Genomic DNA, 24,616 nt, shown 5'->3' with positions numbered 1-24,616 from the left:
TTACTCACCCGTCCGCCGCTAACCATCAGGAGAGCAAGCTCTCCATCAAGTCCGCTCGACTTGCATGTATTAGGCACGCCGCCAGCGTTCGTCCTGAGCCAGGATCAAACTCTCCAAGAAAGTTTGTGACTCATTTTGAATCTGACGAGATTGATTTAATCTCAATCGCTCCGGTCATAAGACCGTCGCGTTTATACTCACTCGTTGTTCAGTTTTCAAAGATCAAACTTCGTTTCGTTACCGGAAGCTCATCGCCTCAGCAACTTTTATAGTATATCACGTTCGACTCAACTTAGCAAGCTCTTTTTTTAAATCTTTCTTTCGGATTTAATATGAAAGCTTGTGATTTGATTCAAGTAACAACCAAATCATTGGCCGGAATATTAATATAACATGCATTGTTGTATTATGCAAGTCTTTTTCTGAAATTATAATTTGATTGCATATCTGAGGTGCCGACCGTTTGCCTAATCATGCATTTCATAACTGCAGCACCTGCGGATAACGGATAATTCAGTAGCCTTTGCCCTTCCTTGGCCAAAGTGTATAGCTGAAACTTATAACGAAATCTATGCCAACAATGCATGCCCAGAGTAATGGAACCCGCTTAAGCGCTTCAGTACGATCAGGGTCATTAACGACCACAATCATGAGATAGATCAGAATCGAACCGATGACCCAAGCCAACGCATGTCTGAACCACCCTTGCCGCTCTCGTCTTGCATGTGCCTTCCCGTATTTGGGTGCCTTTTGGGGCTTAGCCCCTCCTCCAAAACGATAGGCGAACCGCTCGTCGGCCCAATGAATCATCCGGTGGCCAAAAGCAATGGTTACACCGATGTACACCGCAGCCAGCCCATGCATAAATTCCGCCTCGGCTCCGCCGCGCAGATCCATAATCGTAAGAATGATCAAGAGAAGGTCAACTACAGGAGTCATCAACAGCAGCGCGGCACCGCCCTTTTTCCATCCTGCCAAATACCGGACGCTAAGCCCGGCTAACACCAAAACCCAGAAGGCTATTTCGCACCCTACAATCCATATACCGATCAAACCTATCCCACTCCTTATTTAATACAAATGTGCTAAAATCAATTTACCACAGTCGTACTAAATAAATCAAGCACGTGGTATAATGAGGGCATGCCCAAAATTGTTGATCATGAACTACAGAAAGCCAAAGTGGCCGAGGCCACCTGGCGCGTCATTCAGAAGCACGGTATCGAGCAAGCTTCCGTCCGAAACATTGCGGAAGAGGCCGGGATCTCCGTAGGCTCGATGAGGCATTATTTTTCAACCCAATCCGAGCTCCTGTCCTATTCCATGAAACGGGTATCAGAGCGGGTATCGCAGCGAATATACGATACGGTTTTCTCCGGTGACTTGATGCAGGACATTCCTTCTCTACTGCATGAGGTTCTCCCTACCGACAACGAAAAGCGGCTGGAAATGGAGGTGTGGTTTTCTTTTGTCGTCAAGTCGCTGTCGGATGATTCCTTACGTACGCTGCGCCATCAGGTGGACGACGAGCTGCGGTCGATTTTCGTTACCGTATTCAACGGCTTATCGGAGGGCCAGCTCCTGCTTCCCGGTCTGGATGTTGCCATCGAAGTGGAACGCTTCTACGCCGTCCTCGACGGCCTGGCCATCCATGCGGTAATGCGTCCGGAGCGTGTGACCCCTGAGGTCATGGTCGCGGTCATCAAACGGCATTTGTTATCCTTATGCCAGCCGGATGTCCATTCCATGGCACAGAAGCCAGACTCAAACGCAAAAAAGGAACAGCCGCGTGATACATGATCACGACAGCTGTTCCTTTTATTTATTTTCCCTAAAAGCCTGAAAACTACTCCTGACGATTCCGCATATGCGGGAAGAGCAGCACGTCACGGATCGACGGAGAATCCGTCAGCAGCATCACCAGACGGTCGATGCCGATACCCAGACCACCGGTCGGCGGCATGCCGTACTCCAGCGCGGTGAGGAAATCCTCATCCATTTCATGCGCTTCGTCATTGCCCTGCTCGCGTTCCTTCAGCTGTGCTTCAAAACGCTGGCGCTGATCGATCGGGTCGTTCAGCTCGCTGAATGCATTGGCATGCTCACGGGCCACGATAAAGAGCTCAAAACGGTCAGTAAACCGCGGATCCTGCTCGTTTTTCTTCGCAAGCGGCGAAATTTCCACCGGATGCCCGGTCACGAACGTCGGCTGAATCAGCGTTTCCTCAACAAATTCCTCGAAGAACGCGTTCAGAATATGACCGAATGTCATGTGCGGTTCAACTTTGACGTTATGCTCTTTGGCCAGACGGTGAGCTTCCTCGTCCGTCATATGCACGCCGAAGTCCACGCCTTTGACTTCCTTGACCGCATCCACCATGGATACCCGGCGCCAAGGAGGAGTCAGGTCAACTTGATGCCCTTGATAGTTGATGACTTTGGTGCCGAGCACTTCCTGCGCAATATGCGCGATCATGTTCTCGGTCAGGTTCATGATGTCTTTGTAATCGGCATAAGCCTCATACAGCTCGATCATCGTAAATTCCGGATTGTGGCGGGTAGAAATGCCCTCGTTACGATATACGCGTCCGATTTCGTATACCTTCTCCAGACCGCCGACAATCAAGCGCTTCAAGTGAAGCTCGATGGCAATCCGCATATACAGCTGCATGTCCAGCGCGTTATGATGCGTAATAAACGGCTTGGCCGCGGCTCCGCCGGCAATCGCATGCAGTGTCGGAGTTTCAACTTCCAGGTAGCCCTGTGAATCCAGGTAACGGCGCATCGATTGAATAATCCGCGAGCGGGCAATAAACGTCTGCTGTACTTCCGGATTGATGATCAAATCCACATAACGCTGACGGTAACGAAGCTCTACGTCCTTGAGGCCATGGTATTTATCTGGCAACGGATAGAGGGATTTCGACAGAACCTCCACCTCGCTGGCCTTGATCGTCGTTTCCCCGGTCTTCGTCTTGAACATCGTTCCGGCGATGCCGACGATATCGCCCAGATCCAACAGGCGGAACGCCTCAAACGCATGCTCAGGCACGGAATCCTGACGCACATAGATCTGGATTTTACCGCTCAGATCCTGGATATGGGCAAAAATGGCCTTACCCATGCCGCGCTTTGCCATAATCCGTCCGGCAACGCGAACTTCGGCGTGCTGCTCGTCCAGCTCTTCTTTCGTCATACCGTCATATTTACTCAGCAGATCGCCTGCCATGCTGGTTCTCTCGTATTTTTTGCCAAAAGGATCGATCCCCAGTGCACGCAGCTCGTCCAGCTTGCTCCGGCGGATTTTCAGCATCTCGCTTAATTCAATTTCCTGTTCCTGGTTGTTCACTTCTTCTGACATGGTCAGTCTTCATCTCCTTCATTTCACTGCTAAACCTCTCCCGCTTGTCCAAGCGGCATGCCGTCTGCCGTCTATATCCGAAAATAACCCCACCAAGTGGGGCCTTTCCTTTGCCTCGACGTTAGCTCAAGTGTTACATTCCACAATCTTGAAAAAAAGCTTCCTCAAGGAAGCTTTTTTTTCAATCCTAAAGCATGGATATTACTTTTTGATATCGATGATTTTATATTGAATGACGCCCGCAGGAACGTTCACATCCACGACGGTTCCTTTTTGCTTGCCGATGATTGCTTTGCCGACCGGGCTTTCATTGGAAATTTTATTGTTCAGCGGATCGGATTCGGCACTACCGACGATCGTATATTCCATCGTATCGCCGAATTCCAGGTCCTGCACCGTTACCGTAGCACCTACGCCCACAATGTCCGTGTTGATCTCATCATTGTTGATGATCCGGGCATTGCGCAGCATTTTTTCCAAAGTAATGATTCGGCCTTCAATAAAAGCCTGCTCGTTCTTGGCGTCTTCGTATTCGGAGTTCTCACTGATATCACCGTAGCCGATGGCAACCTTGATGCGCTCCGCGACTTCGCGGCGCTTCACCGATTTCAGGTTCTCGAGTTCGTCTTCCAGCTTCTTAAGTCCGTCCTGTGTAAGAATGACTTCTTTATCGCTCATCTTAACCGATTCTCCTGTCATGTAAATAAATTAAAAAACATCCTGCTTCCATAGAATGAACTAAAGAAACTTACGTTCTTGCTCCGTGGTCAGGAGATGGCGATGCTTACTTTAGTTCAATCTATATATATGCAAAACTATATGCAAAATTTGAAGGATCAGAACATCCTCCTGCTGCTTGTTAAACGAAGAGTCGAATTTATACTGCAAAATTATATGGTAACCGTTTCAAAATGTCAATGACAGGGGTGCAGCCGCGGCCGCCCATCTTATTGGGCCACCGCTTCCACACCTATTTCCTCGGCTTCCATTTCGGCACGCTGGTTCAGGTTCGCCACAAAATCCTCCAATATTCCGACCATTTCGTCGCGCTTCGTTCCTTCCATAATCTCATCCTTGATCCGCGCGGACCCTTTGAGACCTTTCAGGTACCATGCCAGATGCTTGCGCATTTCGCGTACCGCCACGAACTCGCCTCTCAGCGCGATCAGACGGTCCATATGAAGAATCGCGATGCGGATCTTCTCTTCAGCCGCAGGCTCCGGAAGAAGCTCACCGCTCTTGAGGTACTCAATCGTACGGTACAGCATCCACGGATTTCCCAAAGCGCCGCGTCCGATCATAACCCCGTCACATCCGGTTTCGTCGAGCATGCGCCGCGCGTCTTCCGGCGTAACCACGTCACCGTTACCGATGACCGGGATCGATACCGACTCTTTAACCTGCTTTATAATACTCCAATCCGCATGTCCCGTATACAGCTGTTCCCGGGTTCTGCCGTGCAGGCTGACTGCCTGGCCTCCGGCGCGTTCTACCGCTTGGGCGTTCTCCACCGCGTAAATGTGGTCGCTGTCCCATCCGGTTCGCATTTTCACGGTCACGGGTTTATCAACTGCATCCACGACCGCGGAGACCATTTCATAAATTTTTTGGGGATCGAGCAGCCAGCGTGCACCGGCGTCGATTTTGGTCACTTTCGGAGCCGGACAGCCCATATTGATATCAATGATATCGGCGTTGGTCTGTTGGTCCACAACTTTGGCTGCCTCCACCAAGGAATCACGGTCTCCTCCGAAAATCTGCAGGCTGAGCGGCTTCTCGCGCTCATCTACATATAGCATTTCCCGCGTGCGCTGATTGCCGTGAACGATCGCCTTGCCGCTGACCATTTCTGCGCAAACCAGACCCGTTCCGAATTCCTTGGCGATAAGACGGAACGCAGGATTACACACGCCCGCCATCGGTGCCAGCACGACTTGGTTCTTCATTTCAATATCGCCAATCTTCAGCATCGCATCATTTCCCCCCTTATTATTCATTGTATATACATAAGCAGTATTCCTGCTTCTCAAAAGTCTAACCGTTCCTCAGTTCCTGAACAGATACACCCAGTGCTTCCGCTACTTTGATCAAAACCTGTTCTTCTGCACGACGGTTTCCCCGTTCGATGGCCCCCAGCACTGCAAGCGATATGCCGCACTTGGCTGCGAGCTCCTGCTGCGTGTAGCCTTTTAGCTTCCGGAAGGCGCGGACGCGCTTCGCCAGCTGCATGTTTTCCAAAGCTGCAGACCTTCCTTTCCATCCAGCTTATCCAGAGCTGTCTCTACGATTGTATATAAGCCGGAAGGCTCGTCGGGAGGAACGATATCGGATAAGGGAACCAGCACGAAGGCTCGCTCCTCCATCCGGGGATGCGGCAGCACCAGTTCTTCCGTGTTCTCCCTGCGGCCCTCCATCCAGATTAAATCCAAATCGACGGTCCGGGGCCCCCAATGGATCTCCCGAATGCGCCCAAGCCCGTTCTCAATCCCCTGCATCACGTGCAGCAGTTCATGGGAATCCAAACTTGTGCGGACGCACACGGCCATATTTAAAAAGAGGGGCTGGTCCACATAACCCACAGGCTCCGTCTCATAAAGGTGGGAACAGCGGGCTACCGTAATGCGGGGATCCTCATCCAGGCGCCGAATAGCTTCCATCAGCGTATGCTCGCGGTCACCCAAATTTGCCCCTAAAGCAATATAAGCCTCTGATAGCTCAGAGGTGAAATGTGCATTCATGGTGGAGTCTCACTTTCTTGTTCTATGCAGCTCCACAGTAACACCCTGAAAGTGGATGTCAAATGGAGGATGCGGTTTGGTCACTTTGACCGTCAGTGCATTGATACTAGTATAAGTGTCCAGTACAACAGATGCAATACGTTCGGCTAAAGCTTCAATCAGGCGAAAAGACTCGGTTTCTACCACGTTTTTGACCGTTTCGTGGACTTCGGCATAATTTACCGTTTGGGTGAGATCGTCGTTCTCTCCGGCTGCGCGCAAATCCAACTCCATGTCCAGATCGACGTAGAAGCGCTGGCCGAGCTTGCGCTCTTCCTCGAACACGCCGTGATACCCGTAATACTCCATGCGGTGAATGACCATTCTATCCATTTTCTACTCCCGCCTCCCCAATAATCAACATCGTATCAAATGATTCTGTATATAAAACGTTATTCCCGACTCACAACCGCTGAAGTGTATATCATCGCATCGCACATTTTGACGGTTCGTTTGATCGATTTCACATCGTGGACCCTCACCAGCTGGCAGCCCTGGGCGATTCCGAACGCCACTGTGGCCGCGGTGCCCTCGACCAAATCATCCACCGGCAGATCCAGCACGCTGCGGATGAACTTTTTGCGGGACGTGGCCAGCAGCACAGGATATCCAATTTGATTCAAACGGTCCAGCTGGGTCATCAGCTTCAAGTTGTGCTCTCCGTTTTTGGCAAATCCGATCCCCGGGTCCAAAATAATATGTTCCGGACGAACCCCGGCCGCCAAGGCGAGGCGCACGCTCTCTTCCAGGTCGGCGACGACGTCCTCCACAAAATCGGTGTAGTCCATGTCCTGCCGGTTATGCATCAGAATGATCGGACAGCCCAGCTCGGCTGCCACCTTCAGCATGTCCGGATCGCCTTTGCCTCCCCAAATATCGTTGATGATATGGGCACCGGCCAGAATGGCCTGGCGAGCCACTTCCGCCTTGTACGTATCGATCGAGATCGGAATGTGCGGGGCCGCTTTATGGATCGCCTCAATCACGGGAATCACGCGGGCCAATTCCTCTTCCGCAGATACCGGCGTATATCCCGGCCGGGTTGATTCTCCTCCGATATCGATCAGGTCGGCGCCGTCCAGCATCATTTTGAGCGCATGGCGTACGGCCGAGTCCGGATCCACATACCGGCCGCCGTCGGAGAAGGAATCGGGCGTTACATTTAAAATGCCCATCACCTGGGTAGACTGTCCGAGCCTCAGCACGGCTTGACCCATCGCAAAGTTACGTTCGTAGATTGTCGTTTTCACTGTCAAATCCCTGCTTTCTGTCGGTACAAATCGAGCAGCCTGCGGGTGATCGGGCCGGCGGCGCCGCGACCCACCGTTCTACCCGTTCCCTGCCTGTCCAGCAGGAGCGTAACGGGCACAAGCTCCTGGATAGAGCTGGTCACGAACACCTCATCTGCGGCCAGCAGATCTTCCCACGTATACAGGCCTTCCGTGCAGCGGATGCCTGCCGCGCCGGCGAGCTCAAGCACAACCTGGCGCGTAATGCCGGGCAGCAGCCCGGTGGATGCATCAGGTGTATAGAGTTCCCCTTCTTTCACAAAAAACACATTGCTGACGACGCCTTCGCTGACATGTCCGCGCACATCGAGCATCAGGCCTTCCGCCTGGCGGGAACGCGGATCACTCACAGCCGCCAGTTCTCTTTTCGCCAAAATGTTGTTCATGTAATGGAGCGACTTCAAGCGGATCGGAGCTTCGGGAGAGTTGCGCCGCGTTTCCAGCAGCTGCAGGGCTTTCCCTTGCGTGTAGAGGTTCTCAGGCACCTCCGGCAGCGCCTTCACAAGCAGAACATGATTGGGACGGCTGTACTCCTCCCCGGGAAGCCCGAGAACATCAACGCCAGCGCTGACGGTATAACGGATGTAAGCCTCCTCAAGGCTGTTCTCCTTCATCAAGGCTTCAATCCAGCCAGGCATGGAAGCAAGGGCATCCTCCGGCGAAAAGGGAATGCCCAGTATCCGGCAGCCCTCCGCCATCCGCTTTAAATGCCTCTCCAGCAAAAAGGGCCGGCCGCGGTATGTCCGCAGCGTCTCAAACAACCCCATTCCGTATAAAAAGCCGTGATCCATTACAGGTACCACGGCGTCGGCGGCATCCACGATCCCGCCGTTCAATCCTATCTTCTTCATGCTTTAGCGCCTGCGGTCTGCTTCAGGAAATTGCGCAGTATTTGATGTCCGTAATCGGTGATGATCGACTCCGGATGGAACTGGACGCCTTCAATCGGATACTCCTTATGACGCAGTCCCATAATCTCGCCTTCCTCGGTTTCTGCGGTGATCTCCAGGCAGTCCGGCAGACTGTCCCGCTCAACAAGCAGCGAATGGTATCTTGTCGCTGTAAATGGCGAAGGAAGGCCTTCGAACACGGAGTTGCCGTGATGATGGATCGGCGATGTTTTGCCGTGCATCAGCCGTTCAGCACGGATGACATTGCCGCCGAATGCCTGCCCAATGGCCTGGTGACCCAAGCATACGCCGAAAATCGGGATTTTGCCTTTAAAATTCGCAATCGTCTCCAGGCTGATCCCCGCCTCGTTCGGCGTGCAGGGGCCCGGGGAAATCAAAATATGGTCGGGTGCAAGCTCCTCAATGCCGGACACGGTAATTTCATCGTTGCGGTATACCTTCACTTCCTGTCCGAGTTCCCCCAAATACTGCACCAGATTGTACGTAAAAGAGTCATAATTGTCGATAACCAAAATCATATGCTCATCCCCTTATCCCAGATTTGGCGGCGGATTCCTCTTCGCTTGCGAGAACCGCCAGGATCATGCCTTTAGCTTTGTTTTGGCATTCCCGGTATTCCCGGTAAGGGTCGGAATCGATGACGATTCCCGCCCCGGCCTGGATATATCCCGTACCTTCCAGGACGGCCATCGTTCTTATGATAATATTTAATTCCATATTGCCGTTGTAGTCAATCCAGCCGATTGAGCCGGTGTATGGCCCGCGCCTTACGGGTTCCAGCTCCTCGATGATCTCCATCGTCCTCACCTTAGGGGCGCCCGTGATGGTTCCTCCCGGGAAGAAGGCGGCGATCACGTCGTATACGCCTTTGCCCGGAGCGAGCCGGCCTTCCACCTGAGAAACGAGGTGCATCACATGGGAGTAATGCTCGACCGTCATCAGCTCCGGGACGTGCACTGACCCGTACGCAGCCACCTTCCCCAGATCATTGCGTTCGAGATCCACCAGCATGATATGCTCGGCTCTCTCCTTCTCGCTGCCCAGCAGCTCGGCCGCCATGGCCGCATCCTCCTGCGGGGTAAGCCCCCGGCGTCTTGTGCCGGCGATCGGGCGGGTGCTGATCCGCTCCCCCTGAAGCTTCACCAACAGTTCCGGGGAGCCGCTGACCAGCGTGAAACCCGGGGAACGCAGAAGCCCCATGTAAGGGGAAGGGTTCAGCAGGCGGAGCCATTCATAGGCCTGCTCCGGCGGCGAATGCAGGTCCAGCTCCTGACGGAGCGACAGATTCACCTGGAAGACGTCCCCTTCGCGAATGTACTGCTGGATGGCTCGCACAGCCCGCTCAAAGGATTCCTGCGGGAATCCGGTACGCAGCTGCGGCCACTCCATCCGGGGGGGCAGCTCCTCCGCCTGCTTTCGCCGTCGGTCCGCTTCGGCCTGGCTCCCTTCGTCCAGGTTCACCATGGACAGCCACAACGACTGCATGGACCGGGCACGATCGGCAGCCTCTTCGTAAAGCACACCCAGCCTTTGCCCGATCACATCCCTGTCCAGCCCTTCTGCATCAAAATGCACATGGACCGTGTAGAACACTTTCCTGCTGTCCGCATCATGCACCCACAACTCTTCCATCCGCATCCACAAATAATCCGGGAATGCCGGAAGATCGGCTGCGGTGGACGGCAGATTTTCAAGGGAACGAACGATGTCATACCCTAGAAAGCCAACGCATCCTCCAAGAAGGGGTGGCAATTCTGGATCCGGCTGCTGGGGAGCCCGGTACGGTGCCATCCACCGCTGCAGCACCTGCAGCGGACTTCCGTCCACCTTCTCCGTCGCCCCGCTCAGCAGGTGCGTCACGACGCCACCGTGATCTTTTCCGTGAAGAACCGACACCGGACGCAGCCCCAGGTAGGTGTACCGCCCCTCCTTACCGCTCTCGAGTACGAAGGAATAGGGCGAAGCCTGTTCCCAAGCTGACGTCCAAGCCGCCGGGAGCTCCCCTTCTTCCTGCCCGTCCCATCCTCCGGACGACAGCACATATGGAAACATCGTGATGCCCTCTGCGGCCCAAGTCATCCATTGATCCAAGGTGATCAAACCGCGCTCATTTCTCTTCATTTTCTGATCCCCTTTTAGTAACAAGACCCGTCTATTGGTTGTCAGTATACTTGGAGTCGGCAGGTTTGAAAAGACTTTTTCCAAAAGGATACCTGATTTGGCTGCCAATGAGCAGCAATATGAACAAAAAAAACCTGCAGCCGGATAGACCGGCAGCAGGGGCGAGAGTTTTTACAATGTATAAGACGCTAATTACGCCTCAAAGTTATACAGCGGTGTGCTCAAATAGCGTTCGCCGTTACTTGGGATGACTACCACGACACGTTTGCCTTTACCGAGCTCTTTGGCCACTTTAAGTGCGGCGAACACGGCAGCGCCGGAAGAAATACCGGACAGGACGCCTTCTTCTTTGGCGACACGGCGTGCCGTTTCAAAGGCTTCGTCGTTCTCCACGTGAATGATTTCATCGTAGATGTCACGGTTAAGGATATCCGGAATAAAGTTGGCGCCCAGACCTTGAATTTTGTGCGGTCCTGGTTTGCCTCCTGCCAGAATTGGAGAAGCCGCAGGCTCAACAGCCACGATCTTGATGTCAGGGAAGCGGTTCTTCAGCACTTCGCCGGCACCGGAAATCGTTCCGCCCGTTCCGATTCCTGCCACGAAGGCGTCGAGGGAGCCGCCAATGGATTCAATCGCTTCCACAATTTCCGGACCCGTCGTTTCGCGGTGAATCTTCACGTTGGCCGGGTTTTTGAACTGCTCAGCCATGAAGTAATCCGGATTTTCCTTTACGATTTCTTCGGCTTTCTTAACGGCACCGTTCATGCCTTCAGCTCCCGGTGTCAAAACCAATTCTGCACCGTAAGCGCGAAGCAGGTTGCGGCGCTCAAGGCTCATCGTTTCAGGCATGACGATCACGGCTTTGTAGCCTTTGGCTGCAGCTACCATAGCCAGACCGATACCGGTGTTGCCGCTTGTCGCTTCCACAATCGTACCGCCAGGCTTCAGAAGGCCGTCCTTCTCCGCTTGTTCGACGATGCTGATCGCAATCCGGTCCTTAACGCTGGAGCCCGGATTTTGATATTCCAGCTTCAAGTAAATTTCCGCGCTGTCTTCCGGTGCAAGCCGGTTCAGCCGGACAAGGGGTGTTCCTCCGATTAATTCCGTTACGTTGTTGACGACCTTAGCCATAGGTAAATCCTCCCTGTTTATAATGAATTTGATGAATAACTGCTGTATACAAAATTCTAGAAAGAGAATCTGGCTGGCTTGGATCAAACTATATCCGAGTAAATAAGTAGGTATTTATACCTTCATCTTATCAACCTTCCACCTCAATGTCAATACGAACCCGGACGTAAGGCCTGGTTGTAAACAAAGAAAACATCCTGAAAACGTAGGTTAGCCAGGGCTCATCATCTTGCCTGCCGCTTCTGTCGTTTCAGGATGCTTTGGATGGCGATATTTTGATCAAAATTTTGGCGTCATATTTGTTTCTCAACTGTTCTTCCAGCTGCGAAAGGGGAACCGCCTCGCTTAAGGCCAGCTGTTTGCGGGCCTCCCGAATGATCTCCTCGCTGCTCTTGGTACTGCCGTTCTCCACGCTGATCAGCTGGACGACCGCATATCCGTCATTTAGCCGTACCGGACCCGCTGCGTCCCCTGGCTTCAGGGTTGAGGCTGTCTGCAGTACTTCCGGAGCAATAAAAGGATCATCCTCCTCCACCGTCCCCAGATCGCCGCCTTGATCGCGTGTAAATTCATCCAGGGAGTACGCTGCCGCCAGCGTGCCGAAATCCTCTCCCTGCTGCAGGCGGTCAAGCACCCGATTCGCCTCATCTTCGGTATCCGTCTGAATCCAGGCAAGATGATAAGCCTTCTTGGCTGCAAACTCCTCTTGATGCTGATCGATATAACGCTGTACCTCCGCATCCGTGATGCGAATTCCTGCGGTTGCGATCTTTTGCAGTGTGAGACGGTACTCGGTTTCCGCCCGGATCTTCTCGGGAGTCAGGTTCAGCTGGTCGGCCATCTCCCGATAATAGTCGTCCGGGGAAGCGTAACCCTGCATTTCCCGGTTAATCTCCTCCGTCACTTCCTCCGGGGTCACCTTAATTTTCAGGGACTGGGCTTCCGCATATACCGCCTTGTGATTCAGCATCTGCGTCAATGCTTCCTCCCCGTGCGTCCGTTTCAGCTCCTCGACCCAATCGCTTTCCGTAATGGTGCTGCCGTTAAAAGACGCCACCGCATCCGCCCCTGCTTGCTTGTCTTCAGCCGGTGACGGCTCATCTGCCGGTTTAAGTCCACGGATGACAATCAGACTCCCCATAAACAACACGCCCGCTGCCAAAATAATGACCGCGGCCCACAGCCCCTTCTCCTGTCTGGTTATCATATCATCGAACCCGCCCCTTACTTCATGGCTTGTTCAAGAATTTGCTGCAGTTGTTCCCTGTCAAAATCATACGCTTCATTGCAGAAATGGCACACCACTTCCGCCTGTCCATCTTCCTCAATCAAACGCTCCAGTTCCGCTTGGCCCAGGCTGACCAGCGTTTGCTCTACCCGCTCACGGGAACACTGACAGCGAAACTTGATGTCCATTTCTTCGAGAACCTCTACGTCCGGAAGCAGCTGCTTCAGCATATCTTCCAACTCCAACCCTTGGTCCAGCAGGGTGGTTACCGGCGGAATCGCGCTTACCGCCTGCTCGATCGCCGTGATTTCCTCATCGGAAAGGCCCGGAAGCAGCTGAATGATAAAGCCGCCGGCCACGAGCACGGAATTGTCGGGAGCGACGAGTACGCCGAGGCCAACCGCAGTAGGGGTTTGCTCCGATACGGCAAAATAATACGTAAAGTCCTCTCCGAGCTCTCCCGAAATAATCGGTACGCTTCCGCGGTAAGGCTCTTTGAGGCCCAGGTCTTTCGTTACGTGCAGGTATCCCTCACGGCCAACCGCGCCGGCTACGTCGAGTTTTCCCTGGCTGTTGCTCGGCAAATGGACATGCGGATTAGTGACGTATCCCGTCACTTCGCCAAAGGAGTTGGCTTCTACGACGATCTGTCCAATCGGTCCGTCGCCCTTGACTTGAATGCTGAGCTTTTCCTTGCCCTTCAACATGGCGCCCATCATACCAGCGGCTGTCAGCGTGCGTCCCAGCGCCGCTGTGGCGGTAGGCCACGTATCATGCCTTCTGCGAAGCTCCTCCACGAGAGCCGTCGTTCTCACCGCGAAAGCCCGGACACGTCCGTTCATGGCCGTGCCCCGGATGAGGCGGTCCTGTTTGTTTTCCATTATGTGTACTGCCTCCTTTATTGGATGAGCCGGGAAGGCTCTGCCATTATCTATCTATTTTACCGCAAAACAGGCCTTTTTGGTGATCCGGTTGATCTTTCTGGCAATTCAGCGGTTGCGATCATAAATAATCCGGAGACCGTCGAGCGTCAGCAGCGGATTCACTTCCTGGATGACCTTCGTTTCGCTGGCGATCAGATCCGCCAGTCCGCCCGTTGCGACCACTTTCAGGGAGGGCACCTGCATCTCGCCGCGAATCCGCTCTACAATGCCGTCAACCTGCCCGGCGTATCCAAAAATAATGCCTGCCTGCATCGCATGGACTGTATTTCGCCCGATGACCTTTTTGGGCTTCTCCAGCTCAATCCGAGGCAGCTTCGATGCACGCTGATACAGCGCTTCGGTCGCAATGCCGATGCCCGGCACGATCAGGCCGCCGAGATAGGCGCCTTTGGGATCGATGCAGTCAAATGTGGTAGCCGTGCCAAAGTCGATCACGACGAGCGGGCCCTGGTACTTCTCCACGGCGGCAACGGCGTTGGCGATCCGGTCAGCCCCGACCTCGCGCGGATTTTCGTAACGCAGATTGAGCCCGGTTTTAATCCCCGGTCCCACGATGAGCGGCGAATGGTGGATATATTTTTGGCACATCTCCTCAATGACATGGACCATAGGCGGTACCACCGAAGAAATAATCACGCCCTCAATATCGCTAACCGGGATCCCGGACATCTGAAACATGTTCCGGAACATAATGCCGTACTCGTCCGGCGTGGAATGATTGACCGTGCTGAGACGGAAATGATGCAATAGCTCCCGGTTTCTGTATATCCCCAAGACGATGTTCGTATTCCCGATGTCGATCACCAGAATCACGGGGGCTATCCCTCCTTCACCGCATTGAGATCAAGGCTGATGTCCAGGCTGTCGAAGGAATACGTCAGTCTGCCGACCGAAATGACGTCGACGCCGCAGGCCGCGATCTCCTTCACCGTCTTCAAAGACACGTTGCCGGAGGCCTCCACGGTCACATGCGGGGACTTGGCCTTAATACGCCGGACAGCCTCTTTCATCAGATCCTGGCTCATGTTATCCAGCATGATGATGTCCGCACCGGCTTCCAGCGCTTCCTCGACCTGCTCAAGCGATTCCGTCTCCACTTCGATGGTCATCGTATGCGGGATAAACGCCCGGGCACGCTCCACGGCCTGGCGGATTCCGCCAGCGCCTTTAATATGGTTGTCCTTGATCATCACAGCATCGTACAGCCCGAAGCGGTGGTTGGCTCCCCCGCCGACGCGCACCGCGTATTTCTCCAGCATGCGGTGTCCCGGCGTCGTCTTCCGGGTATCGACCAAGCGGGTAGGCAGGCCCTCAAGCGCATCCACGAACGAACGTGTCCGGGTCGCAATGCCTGACAGGCGCTGCAGCAAATTCAAGGCCAGCCGCTCCCCCGTCAAAATCCGGTGCGTGCTGCCTTCCACGACAGCGAGTACCGTTCCCTTCTTTACAAAATTGCCTTCCGATACTTGAGGCGTGAATGTGAGCGCCGGGTCCACGACTTGAAACACAAGCTCCGATACGGGCAGTCCGGCTACCACGCCATCTTCCTTGGCATGAATGATTCCCTTGGATTCATGACCGGCCGGGATGGTCGACAGCGTCGTCACATCTCCCGACCCGACGTCCTCTCTCAGCCACAGCCGGATGGATTCCACAAGACTTTCATCATATCCGTTAAACGTCATCGCTGATTTCCTCCACTATTTCTTGATCCCGCCGCTGCAGCAGATGCTTGCGCCAGCCTTCGTCATCCCGCAGGGGGAAGTCTTCGCGGTAATGCGCCCCACGGCTCTCTTCCCGGGACAATGCCGCGCTGGTCACCAGCAAACTGCTGGTCAGCATGTTGGCAAATTCAAATTCCTCACGCTTGCTCAGTCCGGACTGAAAAATCGGCAGCTGGCGCTTCAGTTCATCCAGCCCCTTCAGCAGCAGCGTCTTGTTCCGGCGCAGACCAACGTACCGCACCATCACCTTCTGAAGTTTGAGCCGACGCTCTACAATGGCCTGCCTTGGCGATTCCAGACGCCCCTCATCGACCCGGATATCTTTAGGCTCCCAGTCCAGTGGGGACAGTTCCCGCAGGCGGTTCACAATACGCCGTCCAAACACGATCGCTTCAGAAAGCGAGTTGCTGGCCAGTCGGTTGGCGCCGTGAACACCGGTCGAGGACACTTCGCCGCAGGCAAACAGCCGCTTGATGCTGCTCTCGCCGTTCAGGTCCGTTTTGACGCCGCCCATCATATAATGCGCAGCCGGAGCCACTGGAATCCAGTCCGTCGACATATCCAATCCGTAAGTCATGCACGTTTCGTAAATGGTCGGAAACCGATGCTTAAGCATATCCTCCGGCTCATGGGTAATATCCAAATAGACGAAGGTGGATTTCGTTTCGTCCATTTCGCTGAGGATCGCCCGGGCGACAATGTCGCGCGGCGCCAATTCGAGCAACTCATGGTATTTTTCCATAAAACGTTCGCCTTTAATATTCCTCAGAACGGCGCCTTCGCCCCGAACCGCTTCGGAGATTAAAAACCTCGGAGCACCCGGATAACAAAGAGCGGTCGGGTGAAACTGAATAAACTCCATATCGCGGACCTCAGCCCCTGCCCGATAGGCAATCGCCACACCATCGGCCGTGGCCACTTCCGGATTAGTGGTATACCGGTAGAGCTGTCCCGCGCCGCCGGAACAAAGCACGGTCGCGTTAGCCTGCACAAAGATCCGCTGTCCATCCGGGCGCTGAACCAGTGCTCCCTTGCACTCGCCGTCTTCTGTAATAACGTCTATTACAAAGTGATGCTCCCATACCTCAATATGATCATGCTCCGCAACCTTCTCCGCCAGCGCTCTGACAATTTCGTAGCCGGTCGCGTCCCCGTTGGCATGCAAAATTCGCCGGTGGCTGTGTGCGCCTTCCTGGGTCAGGGCAAGCTCCCCGTTCTCCAGGTCAAACGTTGTGCCGAGCCGGATCAGCTCCTTGACGCCCTCCGGGCCTTCATTGACCAAGAGGTCCACCGAGGAGGATGAACACAGCCCTGCCCCCGCCATCAGCGTATCCTGCCGGTGATACTGCGGGGAATCATCTTCCGAAATGACCGCGGCAATCCCCCCTTGAGCGTACCGGGTGTTGCTTTCGAGCAGTGCTTTTTTCGTGATCATGATGACGTGCCGGTCCTGGCTTGCCTGAATCGCCGTATACAACCCGGCTATGCCCGAGCCGATGACGATGACATCCGTCTTGGTCCGGGGCAAAGTCTGCAGATCAAAGTCAACCAGATATTGTGGAATCATGTGCCTGTTCACCTGTCTTAAGAGAAAGAGTAGCGCATGCTACTGTACTTGTAACATGCGCTCTAAAGAAGTTCTGGCTTTATCTGCAACAACCGGCGGCACGTAGATTTGCGGCTTCATGGTTTCCAGACACTTCACCAGTTTTTTCAGATTGTTCACCTTCATGTTCGGGCATACCAAAAACTTGGTGGCGAAATGAAACTCCTTATCCGGGCTGTCGAGACGAAGCTGGTATCCGGTACCGTCTTCGGTTCCGACGATAAACTGTTTGCTGCTTGATTTTTTGCAGTATTCCAAAATCGCCGTGGTGCTGCCGACGAAATCGCCCATGGCTACGACCTCCGGACGGCATTCCGGGTGTACGACAAATTCGGCGTCGGGATATTTGGCTTTCATCTCCACAACGTCTTTTACCGTCAGCATATCATGCGTATTGCAGTACCCTTCCCAAATGATGAGCTTCTTGTCGGTATGCTGCTGCACATAGTGACCCAAATTTTTGTCCGGTACCCAGATGATCTCATCGGAATCGACCGATTGAATCACCTTTACCGCATTGGAAGAGGTACAGCAAATATCCGTTTCCGCCTTGATCTCTGCCGAAGAGTTGATATACGTAACGACTTTGGCGTTAGGATGCTGCGCTTTCAGTTTGCGGAGTCCGTCCACGTTGACCATATCGGCCATTGGACAGCCTGCACGCTCATCCGGAATCAGCACCGTTTTGTTCGGAGCCAGAATCTTAGCGCTTTCACCCATAAAATGAACGCCGCAGAAGACGATGACTTCCGCATCGGTTTGAGCCGCTTTCTGGGCAAGCAGGAAGGAATCGCCACGGAAATCCGCTACTTCCTGAATTTCATCCCTTTGATAATAATGCGCCAAAATAATGGCGTTTCTTTCCTTCTTCAGCTTAAGCAGCTTCTCCGTCAGTTCCCGCTTTTGTTCCTGCTTATGCTCCAGTGCCAGAGCTTCCACCAGTAACCCACTCCCTCTGAAATCCCATGATTTTACCCGGTTGATGGCTTCATAACCTCATAACATCATGAATAGTTTGTGAAAATTCTCCCAAAGTTGCCCGTTGCAACCTCGAGACCATCTTGTTTATCAACTAATTTACACAAGGTTCACGATACTGTCAATTGACTAAAATGATCTTTATATGCTATCTAGCCGAAAGAAAACAAAGCTTCCCGCTCGATTCCGTCCGATTAGGCCGCCTCGCTTCTATTTGGAGCTTGCAGCCGCCCCAATCGCTACTATGCCTCAAAAAAAATTAACTGGTACAACAGAGTTAAGGCGGAACGTTGTCGGCTTCAATGCTTGGACACCCCAAATGGCCCCCGCTCATATTTCCTGGCAAACGACACAAAAAACCCGGAGACGGCTAACCGTCTCCGGGCTGTTGTTGTAATGGGATTAGGATCTGGATTCCGGCGGTGTTCCGCCGTTGCCCGAACCTGGATTCTCATTCGTTCCATCATTGTTATTTGGAATGTCGCCCGGCGTATCCGTGTTGATATCGCTTGGCGGGTCATTCGGCAAGTTGGATGGAACATCGTTCGGAATTTCTTCCGTTGGCAGGCTGGTATTATCCTTGCCCTGAATGCGTACACGCACGTCACCGACGTTGTCGATGACAGGGGCGCCATGCTCGGAAGAACCTTCATCATTTCCGCTTCCGCCCTCTTTCGGGCCGTCTTCAGAAAGATAACCTTGCTCGATCAGTTCCTTGATCTGTTCAAGCTCGAGCGTCTCCTTCTCAAGCAGCGTGTTCGCGATGAGGTGAACCTCTTTCGAGTACTTGGTCAGCAGGTCTCTCGCCCGCTCGTAGCACTCGTTTGTCATGCGCTGCATTTCCTGGTCGATCTCATAAGCGATCGAATCACTGTAGTTCTGCTCGTGACCGAGGTCACGGCCCAGGAATACCTGACCTTGCGAGGACCCGAACTGAAGCGGTCCAAGCTTCTCACTCATACCGTATTCCATAATCATGCTGCGGACGATGCCCGTAGCCTGCTGGAAGTCGCTGTATGCGCCTGTTCCGATTTCACCGATAAACAGTTCCTCGGAAACCCGGCCGCCCAAGAGACCCGTCACCTTATCAAGCAGCTCCTGCTTGGTCACAAGCATCCGGTCTTCCTTCGGCATCATGATGACGTATCCGCCGGCGCGTCCGCGCGGAATGATCGTTACCTTGTGTACCATATCGGCATGCTCCAAGAAGTAGCCCACAATCGTGTGGCCGGCTTCGTGGTAAGCGACAATCCGCTTCTCCCGGTCGCTGATCACGCGGCTGCGCTTCTCGGTACCGACGATGACACGGTCAATCGCTTCATCAACTTCTCGCATGGAGATGTCTTTACGGTTACGGCGCGCAGCAAGCAGCGCCGCTTCGTTCATCAGGTTCTCCAGCTCGGCGCCGGTAAAGCCTGTCGTACGTTTAGCCACAACATCCAGCTTGACGTCTTTGGTCAGAGGCTTATTGCGTGCATGAACCTTCAGTACTGCCTCGCGGCCTTTCACGTCTGGACGATCGACCGTAATTTGACGATCAAAACGGCCTGGACGCAGGAGCGCAGGGTCGAGGATGTCGGCACGGTTCGTTGCAGCCACGATGATGATGCCTTCGTTGCCGCCGAAACCGTCCATCTCAACGAGGAGCTGGTTCAGCGTCTGTTCGCGTTCGTCATGCCCGCCGCCAAGTCCGGCACCGCGCTGACGACCTACGGCGTCAATCTCGTCAATGAAGATAATACATGGTGCGTTTTTCTTGGCGTTCTCGAACAAGTCACGCACACGGGATGCACCGACCCCGACGAACATTTCCACAAAGTCCGAACCGGAAATACTGAAGAACGGAACTCCGGCTTCACCCGCTACAGCGCGGGCGAGGAGGGTTTTACCTGTACCTGGAGGGCCTACGAGGAGAACCCCTTTAGGAATACGGGCACCTACTGCGGCAAATTTCCGCGGATCCTTCAGGAACTCAACGACTTCGACAAGCTCCTGCTTCTCTTCGTCAGCTCCCGCAACATCCTCAAAGGTAACCCTTTTCTTCTCTTCATTATATAGGCGGGCGCGGCTCTTGCCGAAGTTCATAACCTTGCCCCCGCCTCCCTGCGCTTGATTGAACAGGAAGAAGAAGAGAATAAACATAATAACCAAAGGAATCAGGGAAGAGAGCAGCGTCAGCCAGACGCTTTCGCCTTCCATCTTCTTCTGGGTGAATTTCATGCCGGTTTTGTCACTGGCAGCTACCAGCTCTTCGATTGCAGCATCTGTAGCCGGAGTGTAGGTCGAGAAATTCTCTGATTTAACGTCGGCCGGTTTATTCTTATATTTACCGGTTACCAGATAGGCGTAACCGTCGAATTGAACCGTAATTTCCGATACGTTACCAGCAGCGATTTGCTGGCGCAATTGATCGTATCTAGGGCTGTCAGCAGATTCACCGCTGTTGCTGACAAACTGGACTATGCCCACCACAACTAAAAAAAGAATCAAATAAAAACCAGAATTCCGGATGAACCGATTCATCCCCTACCTCCTCTCAAAACACTTTAATTATTTTACCATAGCCTGTCTGACCATCTCAAATAGAGGTGGTAAAGGCATGAGCGTGCTTAAGCTCATGGGCTTGAGTATCGCAATTAGTGGGTATAGATTTCCGGTTTCAAGATCCCGATGTAGGGCAGGTTCCGGTAATGCTCAGCGTAATCCAGACCGTATCCGACAACAAACGCGTCAGGGAGTACGAATCCGGTATAATCCGCCTCGAGCTTCACAGTTCGGCGGGCAGGTTTGTCAAAGAGCGTAACCACGCACGTCGATTTGGCGTTGCGGCTCTTGAGCAGCTCAATCAGATGGCTCAGCGTGAGACCGCTGTCGATAATATCTTCGACAATCAGCACGTCACGTCCTTCAACCGGGACATCCAAATCCTTGATGATTTTGACAACGCCCGAAGACTTGGTCTGCGCCCCGTAACTGGATACGGCCATGAAATCGAGTTCCATAGGTACTGTCATATTTTTAACCAAATCCGCCATAAAAATAAACGCGCCTTTGAGTACACAAATCACAAGAGGGTTGCGACCCTCATATACCGAGCTCAGCTCGGCACCGAGTTCCTTAATTTTCTTCTGGATTTCTTCTTCGCTGATCAGAACTTCTTGAATATCGTTTTGCAACTGAGCGAACCTCCTACGTTATACTATGAAAGCCTAACAATGACCATTACAGTTACTCCGCATTCCCCGCATCCTCCAAGGAAAAGTGAAGCACCGTCGATGTATGCGCACCTACAGCGGCATGAATCGAACGCCTTACACCCGGGATCCATACGATGCTGCCTGAACCGTCAACAAGAACCGGTATGCGGGAGCGCATGGATGGAGGTATCTTCGCGTCAATGAAAATATCTTTTACCTTTTTGCTTCCGTTTAATCCCATGATTCTCATTGTGTCCCCAGGCTGTCTTGAACGGATGGTGAGCGGAAACTGCAGCTCATCGGCGTCAAAAACCGCTTGATGACCGTCTAACGCCATCTTGGACAATTGATTTACTTCAGGCGTATGCTCCGCCATTCTCAGGACTTTCCTTATTTCTTGCAACCACAACTCCGGGACGATTGCATCCAACCGATATGTATAGCCAATCATCTTCTCCGGCATCCCGTGCATAAACGTTATCCAATCGTATTCGCGTATGCAGACCAGGCCGCAGCCCAGATCCAGGTGCCATGTTGTGCTGTCTTTCTGATGAATCCCGTGCCGAATGGTTTCGATCTTGTGATAATCGGTGTTTTCGGAACCCGGCGACAGATAATTTAATATTAGTTTAATCAACCTCCGTTGTAAAGCGACATGTAAGGCCAAAAAGGAAGGCGCCCGAAAAGCGTGCCTTCCATGATTACACTGTACCAGTTCGCGGTATGCGTTCACCGCTGCCTGTTCCACGAAGTCGTCTTCCGGGCCGATAATGTCAGCCATCTGATTGATCGATTGAACAATCCGACTATTATATTGCCCTAAATAAGGCAGGACATCCAGACGGATTGCATTCCGTCTGTACTCGGTCTGGAAGTTGGTCTGGTCGACAGCGTAAGGATAACCATTCTGCTCACACATATCCACGAGGTCTGTTTTGTATATACGTAAGAAAGGACGGATAAGTTCCACATTTTTTTCCCGTCTTTTGAACCGGATTCCCCGGAGCCCCCCCGGCCCGCTTCCGCGCAGCAAATGCATCAGCACCGTCTCCGCCTGATCGTCCGCGTGATGGGCCAGAGCGATAGTGTTGGCACCGCAGGCCTGCGCCGTTTCAAACAAAAATTCATAGCGCTTGAACCGGGCCGCCTCCTCCACCCCCTTGCCGCTCTCCTTCATATAAGAAGGTACGTCGACTCTGGCCATCTCAAACCGGATGCCTAATTCCGCGGCCAGCCGCCGGACCAGTTCGGCTTCCTCATCCGCTTCCGGCCGCAGCCCATGGTGAGCGTGGGCACAAATGAGGTTAAGGGGGACCGCCGTTTCGGAGATGTCCTTCAGAATATGCAAAAGAGCCACAGAGTCCGGACCTCCGGATACTGCGACTACGAGGGTTTCATGGGGAGACCATAAGCGGTGCTCTTCCGCTGTGCGGAGCACTTGCTCTTTAATTGTGCTGAACTTCTGCCTGCTCTCCATCCATGTTCTCCTTTTTTCGCATTCATGCCTATGTATCAATATCTTCTATTATACAGCTCACCGATCTGGTGTTGCTCATTTAAAAAATACAAAGTACACCGCAGCTCCCAGCATAATGACTGAGAAGGCAAACGTATTGATCAGCCACCTCGGCGTCTTGCCCGGGGCTCTGCCGGAAATGGCCGGTGCATAAATTTGCTGTTTCCACGCGGCCAGTGCCTCCCTGGACCCCGAAAATTCTCCTTGGATTGCTTTGCGCAGCCATTGGGCATACGGCTTCAGCCTCGGGCTTCGGCCGATCAGGGTGAGCAGCTCCGAGCGGTTCCGCGTCTGCGGAAGCAGCTGGGCGCAGGCCGCCTTCAGTCCCTCTTCATTCAGAAGCTGGATCATCAGCACGGCAAAAGCGAACAAGTCGTAAGCTTCATCGCTGCTGCGGCTGCCGGCATTCCAGTAACCCCGGTCATACCATTCCGTGAACTGCTTGACGCTGCGTCCGATTTTACTGACGCCGCCGTAATCGATCAATTCCACCTGCCCATAATCCGATACCATGACATTGTCGGGCTTAAGGTCTCCGAATATGAACCCGAGCCGATGCAGGCCGGTCAGCTTTTCGAGCAGCCGCAGCCCTGTAATTCCAACCCATTCCTCGCCCCGCCGGCGGATAAAATGATGGATCGGATTCCCCTCAATATAACGCATCACGTAGAATGGCACTTCTTTACCCATCCCCGTAAAATCATCCACTTCCAGCAGAAACGGAGTTTTGAAGCTCCCCTTCAGCCCGTCCTGGCGCCTGCTCTGTGACTGCAATGAGGTCAGCACATTGATCTCCGACTGCAGATCCAGCGTGTCATAACCCATTTTCAGCGCGTACAAATTCCGGTATCCGGCCTTGTGAACGAGGTACACGATGCCATTACCGCCCTGTCCAAGCACTCGCCGGATCACAAAGCGGTTATTATGCCATTTTCCCGTAATTACCGTTCCGGCCGGATATGCCGGTCTAGACGACGTAGTCACCGAGCATCCCTTCTCCTTCTCCGTCATTTCCCCGCCAGGTTTGTCCGTCTAGTGTACCATAACGGAAGAAATCAATCACCTTCAGAATCGCCGGTCCGGTTGGCGTGGCCCCTTTCATTTGGATTCGTTGGAACAAGTTGCGCACTCCGCCAAGATCCTGGATCCAGTCGGAGTCCATGACGGCGTCCTCTCCGCTGTTCCGTCCGGGAAAATGGAATACAGCCAGTTCACTTAGGCCTTCCCTGGCCTGCAGGCTGAGCATCAAATCCCGAATGGCGTCCTCGACCGCAGCCAGCTTCGGCTTCATACTGGCACTGGCATCAATCAACAGGGCGACTTGAAGCGGTGTCGTTTCGGTCAGCTCATCCACGACTTGAACTACCTGAGACCGCTGCTGGGGCGGAAGCTCCTCCAGGGATCCGTCCCCCAAAATCGTCTTTAACTCCTTATTAACCGCCTGCTGTATTGTCTGAACCACTGTTTTGCGCGTCATCATCTGCATCGTTTGAGCCAGCTGCCTGGTTCCCACGATGCGGCTCACCCCCCCGCCGGCCTTGGCAATTTCAGCAATTTCCAAGCTGCCAAGCTCCCCAATCGTTCCGTAATCGATCACACCCGCGACATTTACCGTAATTCCCTCCTGCAGCGCATGAGCCGCGGCCATGACCGGGCTTGCCCCGACATTGGAACATCCGTCCGTAATTAATAAAATTTGTTTCATGATGGCATCATTCCTCCCAAAAGTGTCTATCACCCTTTAGGTTCTAGTATTTCCACTTTTGAGAGATTCAAACGGCTGCCCGGCCTCTCCATCCCATTTCCCGGGCAATGGGACGGATAACAACTAGT

General features: G+C 53.4%; 24 protein-coding genes and 1 rRNA gene. 1 reads left to right on the top strand and 24 read right to left on the bottom strand.

Annotated elements, in window-relative coordinates; genetic code table 11:
- Nucleotides 1-120: ribosomal RNA gene (locus tag KI379_RS32925) — 16S ribosomal RNA — on the bottom strand; the annotation flags it as partial.
- Between the two features lie 393 nt (nt 121-513).
- Nucleotides 514-1,053, bottom strand: coding sequence for a hypothetical protein (locus KI379_RS32920; protein WP_212986144.1), 540 nt, complete (start codon nt 1,051-1,053; stop codon nt 514-516).
- A 90-nt stretch (nt 1,054-1,143) separates the two neighbouring features.
- Here KI379_RS32920 and KI379_RS32915 point away from each other — a divergent pair, with 90 nt between their 5' ends.
- Nucleotides 1,144-1,800: a TetR/AcrR family transcriptional regulator gene (locus KI379_RS32915; protein ID WP_212986143.1), complete on the top strand. Its 657-nt coding sequence runs from the start codon at nt 1,144-1,146 to the stop codon at nt 1,798-1,800.
- A gap of 46 nt (nt 1,801-1,846) precedes the next feature.
- On the opposite strand, the gene lysS is transcribed toward KI379_RS32915, so the two are convergent.
- The 22 genes from lysS to KI379_RS32805 all read right to left on the bottom strand — a co-directional run bounded on the left by lysS (nt 1,847) and on the right by KI379_RS32805 (nt 24,488).
- Complete coding sequence (gene lysS / locus KI379_RS32910; protein WP_076176696.1) at nt 1,847-3,361, bottom strand: lysine--tRNA ligase; 1,515 nt, start codon at nt 3,359-3,361, stop codon at nt 1,847-1,849.
- Nucleotides 3,362-3,562: 201 nt separating this feature from the next.
- Nucleotides 3,563-4,039, bottom strand: a complete 477-nt coding sequence (gene greA / locus KI379_RS32905; protein ID WP_076176695.1) for a transcription elongation factor GreA — start codon at nt 4,037-4,039, stop codon at nt 3,563-3,565.
- Nucleotides 4,040-4,308: 269 nt separating this feature from the next.
- Nucleotides 4,309-5,331 (bottom strand): tRNA dihydrouridine synthase DusB, encoded by a 1,023-nt coding sequence (gene dusB, locus KI379_RS32900; protein ID WP_089549449.1) that lies wholly within the window; start codon nt 5,329-5,331, stop codon nt 4,309-4,311.
- A 64-nt stretch (nt 5,332-5,395) separates the two neighbouring features.
- Nucleotides 5,396-5,599 (bottom strand): helix-turn-helix domain-containing protein, encoded by a 204-nt coding sequence (locus KI379_RS32895; protein WP_076176693.1) that lies wholly within the window; start codon nt 5,597-5,599, stop codon nt 5,396-5,398.
- Nucleotides 5,551-6,099: a 2-amino-4-hydroxy-6-hydroxymethyldihydropteridine diphosphokinase gene (gene folK / locus KI379_RS32890; protein WP_076176692.1), complete on the bottom strand. Its 549-nt coding sequence runs from the start codon at nt 6,097-6,099 to the stop codon at nt 5,551-5,553. The genes KI379_RS32895 and folK overlap by 49 nt, the downstream gene beginning before the upstream one ends.
- 9 nt (nt 6,100-6,108) lie before the next feature.
- Nucleotides 6,109-6,471 (bottom strand): dihydroneopterin aldolase, encoded by a 363-nt coding sequence (gene folB, locus KI379_RS32885; protein ID WP_076176691.1) that lies wholly within the window; start codon nt 6,469-6,471, stop codon nt 6,109-6,111.
- Between the two features lie 59 nt (nt 6,472-6,530).
- Nucleotides 6,531-7,355 carry a dihydropteroate synthase gene (folP, locus tag KI379_RS32880; RefSeq protein WP_212986145.1) on the bottom strand — a complete coding sequence of 275 codons (825 nt, stop codon included), beginning with the start codon at nt 7,353-7,355 and terminating at the stop codon, nt 6,531-6,533.
- Nucleotides 7,356-7,390: 35 nt separating this feature from the next.
- Nucleotides 7,391-8,278, bottom strand: coding sequence for an aminotransferase class IV (locus KI379_RS32875; RefSeq protein ID WP_212986142.1), 888 nt, complete (start codon nt 8,276-8,278; stop codon nt 7,391-7,393).
- On the bottom strand, nt 8,275-8,856 hold the full coding sequence (pabA, locus tag KI379_RS32870) for an aminodeoxychorismate/anthranilate synthase component II (protein ID WP_076176688.1): 582 nt from the start codon (nt 8,854-8,856) through the stop codon (nt 8,275-8,277). The genes KI379_RS32875 and pabA overlap by 4 nt, the downstream gene beginning before the upstream one ends.
- 4 nt (nt 8,857-8,860) lie before the next feature.
- The gene (locus tag KI379_RS32865; RefSeq protein WP_212986141.1) at nt 8,861-10,459 is read right to left on the bottom strand and encodes an anthranilate synthase component I family protein; all 1,599 of its coding nucleotides are present in this window, start codon (nt 10,457-10,459) and stop codon (nt 8,861-8,863) included.
- Nucleotides 10,460-10,651: 192 nt separating this feature from the next.
- Nucleotides 10,652-11,590: a cysteine synthase A gene (cysK, locus tag KI379_RS32860; RefSeq protein ID WP_076176686.1), complete on the bottom strand. Its 939-nt coding sequence runs from the start codon at nt 11,588-11,590 to the stop codon at nt 10,652-10,654.
- Between the two features lie 250 nt (nt 11,591-11,840).
- A complete protein-coding gene (locus tag KI379_RS32855) occupies nt 11,841-12,797 on the bottom strand; it encodes a peptidylprolyl isomerase (RefSeq protein WP_212986140.1) in 957 nt (318 codons plus the stop codon).
- A gap of 17 nt (nt 12,798-12,814) precedes the next feature.
- Nucleotides 12,815-13,699, bottom strand: a complete 885-nt coding sequence (gene hslO, locus KI379_RS32850; protein WP_076176685.1) for an Hsp33 family molecular chaperone HslO — start codon at nt 13,697-13,699, stop codon at nt 12,815-12,817.
- A 108-nt stretch (nt 13,700-13,807) separates the two neighbouring features.
- On the bottom strand, nt 13,808-14,575 hold the full coding sequence (locus tag KI379_RS32845; protein WP_076176684.1) for a type III pantothenate kinase: 768 nt from the start codon (nt 14,573-14,575) through the stop codon (nt 13,808-13,810).
- Nucleotides 14,576-14,580: 5 nt separating this feature from the next.
- Nucleotides 14,581-15,447, bottom strand: a complete 867-nt coding sequence (gene nadC / locus KI379_RS32840) for a carboxylating nicotinate-nucleotide diphosphorylase (RefSeq protein ID WP_212986139.1) — start codon at nt 15,445-15,447, stop codon at nt 14,581-14,583.
- Complete coding sequence (gene nadB, locus KI379_RS32835; RefSeq protein WP_076176682.1) at nt 15,437-17,053, bottom strand: L-aspartate oxidase; 1,617 nt, start codon at nt 17,051-17,053, stop codon at nt 15,437-15,439. The genes nadC and nadB overlap by 11 nt, the downstream gene beginning before the upstream one ends.
- Nucleotides 17,054-17,092: 39 nt before the next feature.
- Nucleotides 17,093-18,031, bottom strand: coding sequence for a quinolinate synthase NadA (gene nadA, locus KI379_RS32830; RefSeq protein ID WP_076176681.1), 939 nt, complete (start codon nt 18,029-18,031; stop codon nt 17,093-17,095).
- A 441-nt stretch (nt 18,032-18,472) separates the two neighbouring features.
- Complete coding sequence (gene ftsH / locus KI379_RS32825; protein WP_076176680.1) at nt 18,473-20,593, bottom strand: ATP-dependent zinc metalloprotease FtsH; 2,121 nt, start codon at nt 20,591-20,593, stop codon at nt 18,473-18,475.
- 113 nt (nt 20,594-20,706) lie between these two features.
- Nucleotides 20,707-21,246 (bottom strand): hypoxanthine phosphoribosyltransferase, encoded by a 540-nt coding sequence (gene hpt / locus KI379_RS32820; protein WP_076176679.1) that lies wholly within the window; start codon nt 21,244-21,246, stop codon nt 20,707-20,709.
- 52 nt (nt 21,247-21,298) lie between these two features.
- A complete protein-coding gene (gene tilS, locus KI379_RS32815; RefSeq protein WP_212986138.1) occupies nt 21,299-22,744 on the bottom strand; it encodes a tRNA lysidine(34) synthetase TilS in 1,446 nt (481 codons plus the stop codon).
- 75 nt (nt 22,745-22,819) lie between these two features.
- The gene (locus KI379_RS32810; RefSeq protein WP_076176677.1) at nt 22,820-23,767 is read right to left on the bottom strand and encodes a serine/threonine protein kinase; all 948 of its coding nucleotides are present in this window, start codon (nt 23,765-23,767) and stop codon (nt 22,820-22,822) included.
- Complete coding sequence (locus KI379_RS32805) at nt 23,751-24,488, bottom strand: vWA domain-containing protein (protein WP_076176676.1); 738 nt, start codon at nt 24,486-24,488, stop codon at nt 23,751-23,753. Before KI379_RS32805 ends, KI379_RS32810 begins: the two co-directional genes overlap by 17 nt.
- Nucleotides 24,489-24,616 lie beyond the last annotated feature (128 nt).

It is taken from the genome of Paenibacillus cineris, from assembly GCF_018333335.1.
Classification (GTDB): Bacteria; Bacillota; Bacilli; order Paenibacillales; family Paenibacillaceae; genus Paenibacillus_AQ; species Paenibacillus_AQ favisporus.
Note: the sequence above shows the minus strand (reverse complement) of the source record. Positions and strands in the feature narration are given on the sequence as shown.